General features: G+C 46.9%; 12 protein-coding genes. 11 read left to right on the forward strand and 1 reads right to left on the reverse strand.

Annotated elements, in window-relative coordinates:
• Positions 1-287: 287 nt before the first annotated feature.
• Positions 288-2,372, reverse strand: a complete 2,085-nt coding sequence (locus KUA46_RS04920; protein ID WP_218486542.1) for a protein-disulfide reductase DsbD family protein — start codon at positions 2,370-2,372, stop codon at positions 288-290.
• Positions 2,373-2,567: 195 nt separating this feature from the next.
• Here KUA46_RS04920 and KUA46_RS04925 point away from each other — a divergent pair, with 195 nt between their 5' ends.
• The 11 genes from KUA46_RS04925 (at position 2,568) to KUA46_RS04975 (ending at position 15,766) form a co-directional block, all read left to right on the forward strand.
• A complete protein-coding gene (locus KUA46_RS04925) occupies positions 2,568-2,972 on the forward strand; it encodes a hypothetical protein (RefSeq protein WP_119229131.1) in 405 nt (134 codons plus the stop codon).
• A gap of 104 nt (positions 2,973-3,076) precedes the next feature.
• Positions 3,077-4,297: an efflux RND transporter periplasmic adaptor subunit gene (locus tag KUA46_RS04930; RefSeq protein ID WP_218486543.1), complete on the forward strand. Its 1,221-nt coding sequence runs from the start codon at positions 3,077-3,079 to the stop codon at positions 4,295-4,297.
• Between the two features lie 50 nt (positions 4,298-4,347).
• Positions 4,348-7,506 carry an efflux RND transporter permease subunit gene (locus KUA46_RS04935; protein ID WP_218486544.1) on the forward strand — a complete coding sequence of 1,053 codons (3,159 nt, stop codon included), beginning with the start codon at positions 4,348-4,350 and terminating at the stop codon, positions 7,504-7,506.
• A gap of 20 nt (positions 7,507-7,526) precedes the next feature.
• Positions 7,527-8,807: a TolC family protein gene (locus KUA46_RS04940; protein ID WP_194256782.1), complete on the forward strand. Its 1,281-nt coding sequence runs from the start codon at positions 7,527-7,529 to the stop codon at positions 8,805-8,807.
• Between the two features lie 509 nt (positions 8,808-9,316).
• Complete coding sequence (locus tag KUA46_RS04945) at positions 9,317-9,616, forward strand: hypothetical protein (protein ID WP_218486545.1); 300 nt, start codon at positions 9,317-9,319, stop codon at positions 9,614-9,616.
• A 270-nt stretch (positions 9,617-9,886) separates the two neighbouring features.
• Positions 9,887-11,083: an AAA family ATPase gene (locus tag KUA46_RS04950; protein WP_218486546.1), complete on the forward strand. Its 1,197-nt coding sequence runs from the start codon at positions 9,887-9,889 to the stop codon at positions 11,081-11,083.
• Position 11,084: 1 nt separating this feature from the next.
• Positions 11,085-11,588 (forward strand): 5-methylcytosine restriction system specificity protein McrC, encoded by a 504-nt coding sequence (locus tag KUA46_RS04955; RefSeq protein WP_218486547.1) that lies wholly within the window; start codon positions 11,085-11,087, stop codon positions 11,586-11,588.
• Positions 11,589-11,591: 3 nt separating this feature from the next.
• A complete protein-coding gene (locus KUA46_RS04960) occupies positions 11,592-12,179 on the forward strand; it encodes a hypothetical protein (RefSeq protein ID WP_218486548.1) in 588 nt (195 codons plus the stop codon).
• Between the two features lie 164 nt (positions 12,180-12,343).
• The gene (locus KUA46_RS04965; protein ID WP_218486549.1) at positions 12,344-13,495 is read left to right on the forward strand and encodes a hypothetical protein; all 1,152 of its coding nucleotides are present in this window, start codon (positions 12,344-12,346) and stop codon (positions 13,493-13,495) included.
• Between the two features lie 290 nt (positions 13,496-13,785).
• Positions 13,786-14,979: a hypothetical protein gene (locus tag KUA46_RS04970; RefSeq protein ID WP_218486550.1), complete on the forward strand. Its 1,194-nt coding sequence runs from the start codon at positions 13,786-13,788 to the stop codon at positions 14,977-14,979.
• A 433-nt stretch (positions 14,980-15,412) separates the two neighbouring features.
• Positions 15,413-15,766, forward strand: coding sequence for a hypothetical protein (locus KUA46_RS04975; protein WP_218486551.1), 354 nt, complete (start codon positions 15,413-15,415; stop codon positions 15,764-15,766).
• Positions 15,767-15,915: the final 149 nt, after the last annotated feature.

A 15,915-nucleotide genomic window follows, 5' to 3' on the forward strand; every position in this document is an offset into this window, starting at 1 on the left:
CTTATTTTCTAGGATTAAAAAATATTAGTTTTTTTAGTGGTTAATTTAGTTTTAGTAAGTATGTTTAGGGTCTGTTGTGAAACAGGCCCTATTTTTTTGTGCCTTTATTTTTTTGTGCCTATACAAAAAAATCCCCCAACAGGAAGGCTTGGAAGCCATTACCTGTCGGGGGAAAGTATTAATCCTAAATAAATCTACCTTCAATTAACTAACCTAATGAAATTATCCTTCATAAATCTACTTAAAGAACTAATACCGGCCTTATTTGAACTATTAAATCAAAAACATTATTTGTTTCTGTAATTATCCAGACCCTTGTTCAGGAAGTCGAGATAAGCACTAACATCTTCTTTGAAACTGAAGGCTGCTGCAAGAGGATTGCCATCGTTGTCAATAGCCACATAGAATGGCTGGGCATTAGCTCCAAACTTGCTTGCCTGCAGATAACTCCACTTGTCGCCAACGGTACGCAGGGTGCGCTTCTCGCCATTAAACGTTACCTCCATAGGCTCAGGAAGAGGAGTCTTGTCATCTACATAAAGTGAGATGAGAACATAATCCTTTGCCAGCTTATCGGCAACCGATGGATCTGTCCATACAGAAGCCTCCATCTTGCGGCAGTTTACACAACCATAACCCGTGAAATCAAGCAATACAGGTTTGCCGGAAGCCTTGGCAGCAGCCATTCCCAACTCATAATCCTTGTAAGCAGGCTCTACGGTCTTGGTGTTGAGGTTGAAGTCCTGTGTATTAATAGGTGGAGCAAATGCGCTCACAGCCTTGCAAGGAGCACCCCAGAGACCTGGAATCATGTAAACCGAGAATGCCAAAGAACAGAGACCCAACATGATGCAGGCTACAGGCATAGGCTTGTTGATGTCGCCGCCGATTGCATCAACCTGGAACTTCAGCTTGCCGATGAGATAGAGACCCAACAGAGCGAAGATGACAATCCAGAGAGAGAGGAATACCTCGCGGTCCATGATGTGCCAGCCGTAAGCCAGATCGGCTACAGAGAGGAACTTCAGAGAGAAGGCAAGCTCGATGAAGCCGAGCACAATCTTGATGGTCTCCATCCACGAACCCGACTTAGGAGCCGACTTCAACCATGATGGGAAGAGGGCGAAGAGGGTGAATGGGAGCGCCAGAGCAAGCGCAAAACCGAACATTCCCACGGTAGGAGCGAGCCAGTCGCCGGATGTAACGGTCTGAACCAGCAGCAAACCGATGATAGGAGCTGTACAGGAGAAGCTGACCAATACCAGGGTGAAAGCCATCAGGAAGATAGAAATCATACCCGTGGTGCTGGAAGCCTTGTTGTCTACCGCATTTCCCCAACTGTCAGGCAATTTGATTTCGAACCAACCGAAGAACGAGAAGGCGAAAACTGCCAGCAGGAGGAAGAGGATGATGTTGAACACGGCACTTGTGCTGAGCGCATTCAGGGTGCTAGGACCTGCGATGGCTGTTACGGCAAGACCCAAAACCAGATAGATGACTACGATGCTCAAACCATAAGTAATCGCATCGCGGATACCTTTCTTCTTATCGTTCTTAGCACGTTTCAGGAAGAAACTTACGGTCATCGGGATGATAGGCCAGATGCAAGGCATGACGAGCGCAAGCAGACCGCCCACGAAACCGATGAAGAAGATATAGAAGAGCGAATGGTTGGCGATGTCGTTAGCTCCGCCAAATGCCTGAAGTTCTTTAATGACAGGTTTCCATAAGTCCTTGACGTTCAGATTTTCCATAGCTGATGCCAAAGCTGCGGAATCTACAGGCTGAGTAGCGCTGTCGGTCTGAGCCAGAGCTGCAACCTTTGCCAGCGAATCGGCCTTCATCTTGGCTGCAAGAGCAGGATCAATCGCCTTCGCATTCAGAGCATCTTTTGCTCCAGCTGCAGGAGCATCAACGGCTGGCGATTTGCCGCTCTGCTTAAAACCAGCCTCGCTTGGTGGCAGACAGTTCTGGTCGTTGCAGGCGCCATACTCCAGATAGGCATCAATATGATAATTTGGTTGGGTAAACTTCACCTTCTGTACAAAGGTAACACTACCTTCAAAATAACGGAGTTTCATCTCGAAGAGAGGGTCGAACTTTGCAATCTCTCTGCCGCGTGGCTGAAGTTTTCCTACGAGTTCAACACCTTCAAGCTTGTTTACGTTGAACGAAGCGGAAATAGGTCCATCGCCACCCAAACCGGTAGAGTAGACGTGCCATCCCGGTTGGATTTTTCCGCTAAACACGATTTCGGCCACAGCACTTCCGTCTGTTTTCAGCGAGCTGGTGAACTTCACAGGGTTCATCATCTGCGCCTGAGCCAGCATTACTACAAGGAGTAATTGAAAGATTAAAAATACTTTTTTCATTTCTATTTTTTTATTTTATGTTGCAAAGTTACTAAAAACTACTCATATTACGTATTCAAAGGGCTTTAAGGGTACTCGGTTTTAATTTTTTTAAGAAAAAATGCTAAATTTCTCAGTTTTACTTGGCTATTTCGTACTTTTAATGTAATTTTGCGGGCAGAATGAAAGCAATCGTAAAATTGGAAACAGAATAAAATGGCAAAGAAGAAACTATACTTATTCAGCCTCCTGGTGGCCACGATGAGTGTGCTGCTCTCTACGGTGGTGATGCATCATCATCACATGGGGCGTATATGTATGGTTGTAGAACGTTGCCAGCAGGATGGTAAGCTCAACGATGAGCATACTGAGCATCATGAGAATGAAAACGATGGTTGCCGCGTGCATCAGATGCACCATTTTGTAACCAACGGCAAGATTGTGAAGAGCATCCAGAAGCAGCTTTTCGATGGCGACCATCTTCTTTCCGTGCTTTCTTCTGAGTATTTGTTTATCCCTACCTCGTCGATTATTAGCGTGCGTTGGCAGCAGTTTGCAGCCAGCCTTCCTTGTGTTGATGAAACGGCCATCAGTAGGCGAGGACCTCCTTCTTTTTGTTGATTTTCTGCAGTTAGAGCAACCAGGATGCAGCTTTTGCAACCGGGTTGCAGGGAAAAGTGCGTACTTTTGCACCCGAAATTATTAATCAATAAAAAGAAGAAAAAATGAAAAGAATATTGGTGGTTGCCGTTGCGGCAATCTTAGCCTGGGGTGGTTTCACCTTTTTCTCAAACCACGCCGGAGCAGAGGCTCATGCTGCCGAACACGGACATGAGCATGAACATGAAGAGGTGGATTTTGACAATATTCCGCTCTCTCAGAAACAGGTAGATGCTGTAGATCTGAAGATGGGCGAGGCGGTTGACCGCGTGATGGATGCTACGATTGCAGCCAACGGTCAGCTCGTTTTGCGCGCCCAGAACAAGGGCGATGTGGCTTCGCTCATGGGTGGCGTGGTGAAGGCTATCTACGTGAAGGAAGGACAGAATGTGAAGCGCGGACAGGTGGTGGCGCTGGTCGAAAATACAGATGTGGTCAGTCTGCAACGCGAATATTTTTCTGCTAGCAAGGAGTGCGAACTGGCACTTGCCGACCTGGAGCGACAGAAACTGCTGAACAAGGCCGGAGCTGGCGTCAAGAAGAATGCGCAGCAGGCAGCTAAGGAGTATCATGTGGCCCACGCCAAACTCATCGGCATCGGCAAGCAGCTTGCCCAGATGGGCATTTCTACCGCCGCCGTAGCCAGGGGCAAGTTTACCACAGCCTTCCCTTTGCGTGCTCCGATTGCGGGTACGGTTTCGCAGATTACAGCCAGCTTGGGCAGCTTTGCCGACATGCAGACTCCGCTCATGAAGATTCAGAACAACCAGGCGATAGAGTGCGATTTGAACATTTTCGAGAAAGATTTGCAGAAGGTAAAGCCGGGCGATAAGGTTTATCTCTCGCTTACCAATCAGCCGGGCATCAAGCTCGTCGGCCATGTCTATGGTTTAAACCAATACTTTAACGATAATTCGAAATCAGTTGCTGTTCATGTAAAAATAGATGCGCAGTCTCTTAAAACCAGCGGCGTTCACGGCTCAGCCCGACTCTTCGACGGAATGTACGTAAGCGGCAAGATAGCTACGGGCAGCCAGTCGTGCATCGCCCTTCCTTCCAAGGCCATCGTCAGTACCGACGGCAAGCAGTTTGTCTTCGCTCTAAACGGCAAGCCAGAGAAGGGCGAGTACAGTTTCTCCCGCCACGAGGTTATTACGGGCGTTTCGGATGGAGCTTATACCGAGGTAAAACTCTGCAAACATCTGAAGCAGGAGGGCAAGAAGATTGTGACAGAAAATGCATATTATCTGGCTTCGCTCACGGGCGAACATGCGGATGAGCATTAATATAAGGTGAGCTTTTCATCAATAAAGAGCTTTTTAAAGAAAAACAGATTATGTTTCAGAAACTGATTACTTACTCCATCCGCCACAAGCTGGTGGTGGGAGTTTTCACGATAGCCCTCGTCATCTGGGGCATCGTTTCGCTCATCCATCTTCCTTTCGATTCTACGCCGGATATTACCGACAATCAGGTGCAGGTTATCACCCAGGCGCCTTCGCTCGGAGCGCAGGAGGTGGAGCAATACGTAACTACTCCGGTAGAAATGGCGCTCGCCAACATCCCCGAACTCAAGGAGCGCAGAAGCATCTCGCGAAGCGGACTCTCGGTCATCACCCTCGTTTTTGATGATGATGCAGATATCTACTGGGTACGTTCGCAGGTGAGCCAGATGCTGACTCAGGTGGAGAAAGATTTGCCCAAAAATGTGGAAACCGAGATGGGACCGATTGCTACCGGACTGGGCGAGATTTACCATTATACCGTGCGCGCCGAGAAGGGCTACGAGCACAAATATTCGCTCACCCAGCTGCGAACCATCCAGGACTGGATTGTGCGAAAACAGCTCTCGGGAACCCCGGGCGTGGCTGAAGTGAGCGGCTGGGGAGGCTATGTGAAGCAATATGAGGTGGCCATCAATACGGATAAGCTCAACGCCAGCAATCTGACTGTGAGCGAGGTGTTTGATGCGCTCGAAAAGAATAACGCCAACACGGGCGGAAGTTACATAGAGGAAAATTCCAACCAGTATTTCATCCGCGGCATAGGCGTGGTGAAGAGTCTGGAAGATGTGGCAAATATCGCCGTGAAGACCGTAAACGGCACTCCTATTAAGATAGGTGATGTGGCGAAGGTTCAGCTGGGTCATGCCACCCGTTTCGGAGCCGTTACCCGAAATGGCGAGGGCGAAGTGGTTGCCGGAATAGCCATCATGCTGAAGGGCGAAAACTTTCAGGAGGTTATCAGGAATGTGAAGCTGCGCATAGAGCAGATTCAGAAATCTCTGCCCGAGGGCGTGGTTATCGAGCCGTTTATCGACCGAACCCACCTGGTTGACCGAGTAGAGGGAACCATCGCCCGAAACCTGACTGAAGGCGGACTCATCGTCATCTTCGTGCTGATTATTTTCCTGGGCAACTGGCGTGCCGGACTGGTTGTGGCGAGTGTCATTCCGCTCAGCATGCTCTTTGCTTTCGGCATGATGAAGACCTTCGGAATCGACGGCAATCTGATGTCGCTCGGAGCCATCGATTTCGGTATGATAGTCGATTCTGCCGTCATTATCGTAGAGGCAGTTGTGGCCCATCTGGGCGTGAAGAGTATTGAGCGGAAGGCGAGAATTTCTGCCGATACTCCCATCCGTTTTTCTCAGGCAGAGATGGATGAGGAGGTTCATGATTCCGCTTCGCGCATCCGCAAGAGTGCGGCATTTGGCGAAATCATCATCATGATAGTTTACATTCCGCTGATGACGCTTGTGGGCATCGAGGGCAAGATGTTCCGCCCGATGGCGCTTACCGTTTTCTTCGCCATCCTGGGTGCCTTCATCCTCTCGCTCACCTATGTTCCGATGGCGAGTGCGCTCTTCCTGAGCAAGAAGGGACATGTGCGTAAAACCTTTAGCGACAGAATGATAGAGAAACTTCAGGGCTGGTATCGACCGGTTCTGGAATGGGTCTTGGCGCGATATAAGGATGTGATTACCGGCGCCGTTTCGCTCTTCTGCATGAGCGCAGTAGCCTTCCATTTCCTGGGTGGCGAATTCATTCCGAGTCTGGAAGAGGGGGATTTTGCGGTAGAAATGAGCATGTCGCAGGGCACTTCGCTCTCGCAGATGGTAGAGAGCTGCTCCAAGGCTGAGAAACTTCTGAAGGCTGAATATCCTGAAATCAAGCAGGTGGTGAGCCGCATAGGTAGCGCCGAGATTCCTACCGATCCGATGCCGGTAGAAAGGGCCGACATCATGGTGGCGCTCAAGCCGAAAGCTGAATGGACTTCGGCAGAAACTACCGCCGAACTGATGGAGAAGATGGAAGAAACCCTGAAGACGATTCCGGGCTTGGAAGCTGAGATTTCGCAGCCTATCCAGATGCGTAACAACGAGTTGCTTACGGGCATCAAGCAGGATGTAGCGGTTAAGATTTTTGGCGACAATCTCGATGTGCTTACCCAGCAGGCTGATAAGGTTTCAAGAATGATAAAGAATGTGCCGGGCGTGAGTGGAATCTTCGTGGAAGAGGTTTCCGGATTGCCTCAGATTCAGGTAAAATATAACCATGAACGCATGGCGGCTTATGGGGTAACTGTTGACGAAATCAACCGCATTCTTGAAACCACCTTTGCGGGCGCTACGGCTGGAGCTGTGTACGAAGGCGATAAAAAGTTTGACATCGTTCTGCGTCTTGACCCTAAGGAGCGCAACTTCCAGTCGCTTCAGTCGCTCCGTATTCCGCTGGCTGGTGGCGAGAGTATTCCGCTTTCTCAGTTGGCTGATGTGGTTTACGAACCGGCTCCTGCTCAGGTTTCTCATGAGAATGGTGCCCGCCGCATCTACGTAGGTTTCAACGTGAAGGGTAGGGACGTGCAGAGTACCGTGAAGGATATTCAGTCCATCCTTGATGAGAAGCTGAAGCTGCCTGAGGGCTACTATTATAATTATGGTGGCGAGTTTCAGAATCTTCAGAGTGCCACCCAGCGCCTGATAATCGTGGTTCCGGTAGCGCTCATCATCATTCTGCTGCTGCTCTACGCTACGGTTAAGAATCTGCGCGAATCCCTCTTCGTGTTCTCCGCCATTCCGCTTGCTGCGATAGGTGGCGTCTGGGCGCTCTGGTTGCGCGGAATGCCTTTCAGCATTTCGGCGGGCGTAGGTTTCATCGCCCTCTTTGGCGTGGCGGTTCTCAACGGCATCGTGCTGATAGGTCAGATGAACCAGATACAGAAGCAGGCGGCAGCGGTTCCTGAGGAGAATGACGCAAGTTTGGCAGCTGTTATTCAGAACAGAATTATTGACAGTTGTATGATTCGTCTCCGTCCGGTTCTGATGACGGCCCTGGTAGCTTCTATGGGTTTCCTCCCGATGGCATTATCCCATGGCGACGGAGCAGAAGTCCAGCGTCCTTTAGCTACGGTTGTAATAGGCGGTCTCATTACCAGCACGCTCCTTACGCTTCTGGTTCTGCCAGCCATCTATAAGATGTTTACGAAAAAGTAAGATTTCAAGATATGAAAATAATGAACAGAATAAAGATAACAAAGAATAGGGTGGTGGCTTGCTTTGCCGCCATCCTGCTCCTGCTGCCAGCCACAGTCGGAGCCCAGCATTTTGATGCTCATATTGCGGGCAGGAAAGTTACCCTGCAGGAATGTTTCGATTTGGCTGCCAGGCAGAACCTTCAGATGCAGGCAGGAAAGAAGTCGGTAGAGCGTGCGCAGGTGATGCAAGGCACGGCTTGGGAACTGGATAAAACCGAGGTTGCTTTCTCTCAAAACCCTGCTACGGGTGGCGAATCGGACAACGGCTTTACCTTTACCCAGAGCCTCGATTTTCCTACCGTCTACGCCTCACGCCGCAACCAGCTGAAGGCTGAAACCCAGGCAGAAAAGAGCCGCCTGAACGTGGTTAGCCAGCAACTGAAGGCTGAAATCGCCAACACCTATTATCAGATGCTTTATCAGACTCACAGACTCCAGATATTGGAGCGAATCGACTCAGTATTAGAGCGTTACAGCCAGATTGCAGAAATGCGTTACAAGGCAGGAGAGAGCCGCCAGCTGGAATATCTCTCAGCCGACCGCAAATGCAACGAAAACCGTCTGGAAATGGCAGATGTAAAGAGCGAAATTGAGCGTCTGCAAATCGACCTCATGACGCAGCTCAACACGCAGGAGCCCATAAAACCGGCAGAAGAGAATCTCTCGGCCATCGCAGCCCAGAATCTCAATTCCTATAATTATCAGCAGTCTGCCGACGGCATTTACCAGCAGGACAAGCTCATCGCTCTGGATAAGGAAATCAAGGCTGCCAAATCTGGTTTTGCTCCAAGTTTATCCTTATCTTTGCGCACCCAATGTGTCATTTCCAGTTGGAATCCATACAACATAGACCGTTCGAGATTTTCCGAAGGCAATTTCTTCGGTTTCGAGATTGGCGTAGGCATCCCTTTATTTTACGGTTCTACGAAGGCAAAAGTAAAGGCAGCCCAGAAAGACCGCGAATTGGCTGAAATCGAAATGCGCCAGGAGCAGACAGAAAAAGAGCGCGATTTCCGTCTTTGTACGAAGCGTCTCCAGGCAGCATCCAACCGTCTGAAATATTACGAGCAGAACAATCAGGCTCATTCTGCGCAAATTTCGAAGTTGAGTGCGATAGAATATGAAAATGGCGAAATTTCGTATGTAGAATATGTGAATGTCATCGAGGAAACCATCGATGTTCTGATGAAGCATGCCGATGCGATTAATGAATACAATCAGGCAGTCATCGCCATCCAGCGTCTTACGGGCATGATGTAGGATTCTGTTCTGAGATGAACCCCAAGCTTTCATAATATTGAAATCAGGATTCATCTCAGAATAAAAAGAAAAGATCAGAAAGAAATGCTCAGAAAAGAGTTACTCAAAAAAGATATACTCAGAAAGGGGTGAACCGTTTCCATTTTCAGGCTCCAAATTTTACCTCTTTCTTTTTCTCATAACGCCTATTTACCATAATACCGGTTAGAATTAAAAAGAGGAAAATAAAAAAGAGAGGAAATATTCCGTTGTCAGCCACTCATGATTTCATTCCGATATTTTTCATTTTCTTCATTTCAAAATTCTCCCTTTACATGATATTCAGGTTCCTGCAGTTTTCCTGCACTAAATAACACATTTTTGATAAACCGCCAAGAAAAATGCTCAAAAAACTTTGCTTATTCAAAATAATAATCTTAACTTTGCGGCATAATTCTAAGGTAAAACCAAGATTGTCGGGCACTCAGAATCATCAAAGGTTTTATCTGCAACATAAAATGATTTCGATTATGGCAAGAATTGAAAGAACATATAGTCAGGAAAAAGTAAAGCAGATGCTGAAACTTAACGAGGTATTGCTGGATTATTTACTGAGAGAGCTACCTTCTGATGCTGTTTTCCCAAGCAAAACTGATAAGGGGATGAACGTTCTGTTCACCCCCACTCTCAAATTATTGCTCAATCTTCCATTTGCCTTCCCCGTACCATTTAACCACTTGACTTGCGGTATAAGGCTCAAAATCCCAGTCACGGGAGTGCATGAACATGTTTGTCTTGGGGTCCCAATACCAATAATGGGTGGAACCTAGACCATAGCCCAAACTGAGTCTGCATTCTTTCTCCTTATTAGGATGTTCCTTCAGATAGTTAAGCAGCTCAATAGTTGAAATCCATTGTTTTTCCATAATTTTCGTTGTTAAATTCTCAATATAATTATCAAACACGTTGCAAAGATAGAAGATCCTATCGAAATGAACAAATCAATTAGAACTTCTTAGATCGATACCCATAGGATTTAGATCTTCTTAGATCCAACTAAAAATATAATTACAAAACAACTTATAAATAAGACAATAAATATGGCAGATAAGAATATTTTTAAATTAGAAGGGAAAAGCCAGGAACAGGTAAAGGAAGCCTTTCTGGAATTTCTGAAAATAGACAAAACCAAGCCCGGTGGCTATGCCAGCGTAGGCTCAAACAAGGTTATCTGCAAGGTAGCGAAAGAGGCTTGCGGGGTAAACTCGGTATTGGAAATCAAGAAAGCAGAGGATGCCACAGAAGTGAGCAAACTCCTGACAGGCAGAATAGACGAAGAACTGGACTACGGCAAGAGGCACCAAATGACAAGCCTGAGATGCCACGTAAGAAAATACATCGAATTTCTGAACTTCTGCGAAGGTCTGAAAGGCAAGCCTGTTTACGAGTTTGACAAAGACCCAGATAAGCCATTCATCGGCGCCAGCCAATTCAAGAAGCTTGTTTCCCTGCTGAAGGCAAAGAAGAACATCATCCTAGAGGGAGCACCTGGTGTGGGCAAAACCTTTCTGGCCAGAAAGATAGCCTATCAGCTGATTGGCTTTGTGAAGGATGAGAATATCGAGATGGTACAGTTTCATCAATCCTACAGCTATGAGGATTTCGTGCAGGGCATCCGTCCTTCTGAGGAGGGCGGCTTTGAACGGAGGAATGGCATTTTCTTTGACTTCTGCAGCAAGGCAAGACGTTCGCCGGACCAGCAGTTTGTCTTCATCATCGACGAGATAAACCGAGGAAACATCAGCAAGATTCTGGGTGAGCTGATGATGCTGATAGAAGCCGACAAACGCAAGAAGCAATACGCCATTAAGCTGACCTACAGCAACGAGGATGACGAACGTTTCTTTGTACCCGAGAATGTTTATCTGATAGGCTGCATGAACACGGCCGACCGCTCGCTAGCCATCGTGGATTACGCCCTGCGGCGCCGGTTCCGCTTCTGCCCTATCAAGCCGGAATTCAACGAAGCCTTCATCAATTTTTTGGAAGAAAAAGGCATCAGTCAGAAGAATGCGGAACTGGTTGTGAGCAAGGTAAAATCTGCCAACGAGGTAATTTCTACCATCGACCGAGGGCTGGAAATCGGGCACAGTTATTTCTGTCAGGCAGAGGGTTGTGAAGATTTTTCTGTCTGGTGGAACGATATCTGTGAGTATGAATTGTTTCCGTATCTTCGTGAAATCTGCTTTGATGATGAGGATAAATATGAGTTAATCTGCAACAAACTGAAGTTCTGAAATGCAACAGAAAATTCCAATTGAAAATCTGTATTATCTGCTCTGTTATGCCTGGGGTGTAAGCGACCAGCTTGACAAGGTAAAGGTGGATGGCGAGAAATGCCATTCGCTGGAGAACCTATTGTCCATGGTTTTGTTCAACGCCTGCGATAGGCTTTTGCGCCAAGGACTTTTGAGAGCGTATCGCTTTGAGGAGCAGGAAGTGGAGGGCGTTCGCGGCAAGCTGAATCTTGCTGAGACTTTGAAAAGCGGTAAGCAGCTAAAAGGCAAAACCATCTGCCAGATAGATGAGCTTACGCAGGATGTAGTCATCAACCGGGTTATCTTTTCTACCTTGAAGAGACTGATGAGGATAGAGGGAATTGATGAGAATATCAGAGCCAGGTTGCGAAAGACTTTGGCAAAATTTCCTCATATTGAGGAGATTCGGGTTACAGAAGGTTTACTGGGGCGGCTTCTTCAGCATAGGCTTAGCGGGTTTTATAAGCTGGTTCTTAATATCTGACGGTTGATTTGGGACTCTACCCTTCCCTGCAAGGATAAGGATGGCAGACTGGAGTTTTTGGATTTCACGGAGGATGATTTCCGGATGAACTGCATCTTTGAGCGATTCCTCATGAATTTCTGCAAGCAGAATTGCCGGGATGAGTATCCTGAGGTGCATCGGGAATATATTGATTTCCAGCTTTCACCTTTCGGGATGATGTTTAAGGAGGCTGGCGAGGCTCTACCGATGATGGAAACCGACGTGACGCTTTTTAATCCGAATACGCAGGAGAAGCTTATTCTTGATGCCAAGTTTTACCGCGAGGCGCTGGTTTCGAAGTTTGGCGGCAGGGAGAAGGTTCGCAGGGTTCATCTCTCGCAGATTCTTTCTTACGTGATGAACCAGGAAGACCGGAGCAAGCCGCATACTATGAATGCTTGCGGAGCTTTGGTCTACCCTACCGTGGATGAGGATTTCGACTTTTCTTATAGGTATAAGGAGACGGGGCATCGCATCTTTGTGAGGACGGTAAACCTGGGGCAACCTTGGAGGAAAATAGAGGAACGGGTGAAGGAGATTGTGAAGGGAGAAGGCAGGGATGAATGGTGAAGATTGGCGATGAGGGACAAGCGATGAGGGACAAGCGATGGAATCGCTTGGAACGGGGGTGAGAGGGGGACTGCTCCCTTCTTTGCTTCTTTGCTGGAGGGGCGGGCTTGCAGGAGAAGGGGGGGGCGGGAACTTTAATTATTTACTTTTTTACTTATTTTATTATGGAAAGAGATGAAGCTATAGCTAGAGGATTGAGGGTGCATGAAACCCAGCACTCCATGAAACGCAGAAGCCCATGGCATGATTACCATGGAAGGGGTACTTATATGCTGACGCTTGTGGTGGAGGGACGCATGCCTCTGCTGGGGAAACTGTGGGGACGGGTGGATGCCCGTCCTGGGGATGGTGATGCGCCGAAAGTGATGCTTTCTGAACTGGGGATTGCCATCGCGAAGGAGGAGATTCCGAAGATTCATAAATATTACCCCCAGGTGGAGGTTTGGAGGGTTTGCATCATGCCTGATCATATTCACCTGATTGTGAGGGTGAAGGAGGACTTGAGAGGGGGACAAGCGATGGAATCGCTTGGAACGGAGGCTCGAGGGGGACAGGCTTCGGCTCTGGTTGGAGGGGCTAACTTGGCTCTGGCTGGAGGAGCTAACCAGGCTCAGACTGGAGAGAATGAGGCTGGCTCGATTGGGATGACGGCGAAAAGAGAGAAAGAGATGGGTTCGCTGGGAATGGTGATAAAGGGGTTTAAGATGGGATGCAACAAGGCTTACTGGAGGATTTATGGGATGAATACGGCACCAAGGAAGGGGCTCTTTGAATTGGGGTATAATGACAAGGTCCTGCTGCATGAGAGGCAACTGGAGGGATGGAAGAAATACTTGGAGGATAACCCGAGAAGACTGATGGTGAAGAGGATGAACCCGGGGCTTTTTACCGTGATGCAGAATAAAGAGGTGGCGGGTCGCAGATGCCAGATGGTGGGCAACTGTTTCTTGCTCGATATTCCAGATAAGGTGGCGGTCGTTGTACATCGCCGGTATTCTGAGGAGGATTTGAGGCGCTTGCGCGAGGAATGGCTGGCTTGCGGAGAACGTGGTGGCGTGCTGGTGAGTGCTGCTATCTCGACTAAGGAGAAGGAGGTTTTGCGCGAGGCTATGAACCGGGGGTACCGTATTGTGCTCTTGAGGGAGAACGGGTTCCCAAGGTTGTATAAGCCTTGCGGGGAGAGCTTTTATGCCTGCTCTGAGGGGCTGCTGCTTCAGATTAGCCCCTGGGATTACCATATGGAGAAGAAGACTATTACCAGGGAGCAATGCCTGGAACTGAATGAGATGGCGGAAAGGATTGCGGAATGGAGATAGGGAAAATGGAGGCGCTTGGAGAGGAGGCTGGGTGGAGGGAGAAGGGATAAGGGACAAGCGATGGAATCGCTTGGAACGGAGGCGAGAGGGGGAACTGCTTGGAACGGGAGGCGAGAGGGAAACGGATATTCTGTTTACTACAATAAAAAGCTTGGTTGAATACGAAAAAATATTGCATCAAATTGCTATTTATACATTAAATTCTGTGAAATTTAAAAATATTCTAGAGTTTTTGTGCAGAATTCATTTTTTTATTTGTATTTTTGCATCAAAACAATAATATAAAATATATGAAAGCAGATCAGAAAGAAAAATGCCTTCAGGCATATTACCATACTGATATCGAGCCTACACTAGACCGACTAAATCAGATAAAGGACATAGTCTCTAATTTTGAAAAGGATGGAGCAAATCGCCTCACTTGTGCACTCGAAATGAAGCACAAGGACCTAGACGAAATAGAAAAGCTTTCAGAATTCATAGCTCAAGCCCGCGAAAAAATGGAAAAAGAACTGGAACGACTGAAAAAGTTTGAACCCACTTTCAACAATCAATTTGCTACGGACCACAATAACTACTATAATTCTGTAAGCGAAGTTCTAAGACATATCAGAAGCCACCTATCTCCTCTGAAAATTATCCTCAAGAAATTCTGCCCAAGAAAGCATCCTACGGTTCAAGAATGTGAGACCTACAAGATTTCACCCAAATCGGTAATCGATGCATCATTACTTGGAGATGAAGTCTATGAGGCAGATTTGTTTAAACTCGATAGTTTTCCGGCAGAAGTACAGGGGCTGTATAACGAGATGATAAAATTCTTCAAGGCAGAAAAGAAATGCATGGATATCTGCACAGAAATACTAGAAGAGGAACGGGATATACGCAAAGACCCCATTAAGAGCAAATGCATATTGGATAAATACAGACAGAATGCATACAAACGTATGGAAAATATGATTATGCTCATCTCTGAAGATGCGATAGAGTATCTCAAAGCAACTAGTCCCGCTTACCAGGCATATCAGCAATATGCTTCGGAAGAAGGATTTGCACAAGGAGAATTCCACAAGCAGAATTGTGCATCGATGGATCATCTATGCCTTATTGAAGCTAAGACCGAAAATGAGGATATTACCATTAAAGAGAAGGTGCTTTGGGGCAACAATCCGAAAACCATAAAGAAAATCAGATATGTAATAAGCCACTTCGATGAACTGCTGCCAGCAAGATTCAAGCATAAACTGATGGGAATGTATGAATATATTTTCTGTCAATGGGCCTTGCCTGAGAATGTGAAACAGGCTGTAGATTACTTCCTGGAACATTACAACGGAATCTACAAACCCGTAAAATATGCCGCAGTAAACAAGCATAGTCTAGGATATGACAAGAACTCTAAAATGGTAAAAGATTTTACGGCAGGTATCAATGTTATTTTTGCAAATAGCAATAATGCTGAACTGATGGATTTTAGTGCTTAAAAAGTAGATTTGATTATGGGCGAAATGACTCGAAACTCATAAAAAGTGTATCAGATTAATGGCTGATACACTTTTTTTTGTTTGTTTTTCAAATGGTAATCTACTTTCCAAGTAAAACAGATTTACTTTTTGAGAAAAGTAGATTTCCGGTAACCTCCTAATCTACTTTTCTGTTTCTTATAATCTACTTTGCTTTCTTATAATCTACTTTTTAACTCAGATAAACATCTATATTTCGAAAAGTGTAAATATTATTCAGTTCACTTCTATCTACTTTTTTTCTTGGTTATCTCTCCCAAAATCCCGACCTTTGCAGCACCAAACCACATCAGACCTGGGCAAGCGCAGACCGAAGCCTGTTTCGAATTTGGCTGATGCGGAATGGAGGTCCCCTCTCATCGAAACAGAGGGAATAACCGGAAAGACGACAATTATGTCTAAAATGATTTTCTACCCAAACACAGAATTGGGTATCGACCTCAAGTTGATGACTAAGGAGCCAGGGCGCATGGCTGTTGGCGAGTATCTGGATGGAGCCATTACGCACGATGAAGAAGACCACTTCACCTTTGTGCAGAATGACCAGGAGAAGAAACTGAAGAAGGTGGTGCAGAGAAATCCGCACGTGTATGAAGGAAAGTACATCAACGTGAACCGGAAGAAAGACGGTACGCTCTACCCTACCTTCAACCGCCCGCAGTTCTCAGAGCGCTTTACCTTCCAGGACTTCTGCCAGGGTGCCACCAACGAGTTGCGCATCATTAGCGGTAAGAGTGATGACAGATAAACGGAGTTGAGGCTTTCTAGAGGAAATGGGGACTTCGGGGAGGCTGGTAACAGGATTATCCCTACCCTCATTTCCTCTTCAAAGCAGTCTCAAATCTCAGTCTCAGTTAGGATAAATGTCACAATCCAACTTCAAACCCGCTTCTTAAG

The sequence above is a fragment of the Segatella copri genome, assembly GCF_019249765.2.
GTDB lineage: Bacteria > Bacteroidota > Bacteroidia > Bacteroidales > Bacteroidaceae > Prevotella > Prevotella copri_K.

What these genes read in the sequence shown, in the direction of transcription:
- KUA46_RS04925 (WP_119229131.1), top strand. Translation starts at nt 2,568, where the DNA reads ATGGCAAAGAAGAAACTATACTTATTCAGCCTCCTGGTGGCCACGATG.
- KUA46_RS04930 (WP_218486543.1), top strand. Translation starts at nt 3,077, where the DNA reads ATGAAAAGAATATTGGTGGTTGCCGTTGCGGCAATCTTAGCCTGGGGT.
- KUA46_RS04935 (WP_218486544.1), top strand. Translation starts at nt 4,348, where the DNA reads ATGTTTCAGAAACTGATTACTTACTCCATCCGCCACAAGCTGGTGGTG.
- KUA46_RS04955 (WP_218486547.1), top strand. Translation starts at nt 11,085, where the DNA reads ATGCAACAGAAAATTCCAATTGAAAATCTGTATTATCTGCTCTGTTAT.
- KUA46_RS04945 (WP_218486545.1), top strand. Translation starts at nt 9,317, where the DNA reads ATGGCAAGAATTGAAAGAACATATAGTCAGGAAAAAGTAAAGCAGATG.
- KUA46_RS04975 (WP_218486551.1), top strand. Translation starts at nt 15,413, where the DNA reads ATGTCTAAAATGATTTTCTACCCAAACACAGAATTGGGTATCGACCTC.
- KUA46_RS04965 (WP_218486549.1), top strand. Translation starts at nt 12,344, where the DNA reads ATGGAAAGAGATGAAGCTATAGCTAGAGGATTGAGGGTGCATGAAACC.
- KUA46_RS04920 (WP_218486542.1), bottom strand. Translation starts at nt 2,372, where the DNA reads ATGAAAAAAGTATTTTTAATCTTTCAATTACTCCTTGTAGTAATGCTG.
- KUA46_RS04970 (WP_218486550.1), top strand. Translation starts at nt 13,786, where the DNA reads ATGAAAGCAGATCAGAAAGAAAAATGCCTTCAGGCATATTACCATACT.
- KUA46_RS04940 (WP_194256782.1), top strand. Translation starts at nt 7,527, where the DNA reads ATGAACAGAATAAAGATAACAAAGAATAGGGTGGTGGCTTGCTTTGCC.
- KUA46_RS04950 (WP_218486546.1), top strand. Translation starts at nt 9,887, where the DNA reads ATGGCAGATAAGAATATTTTTAAATTAGAAGGGAAAAGCCAGGAACAG.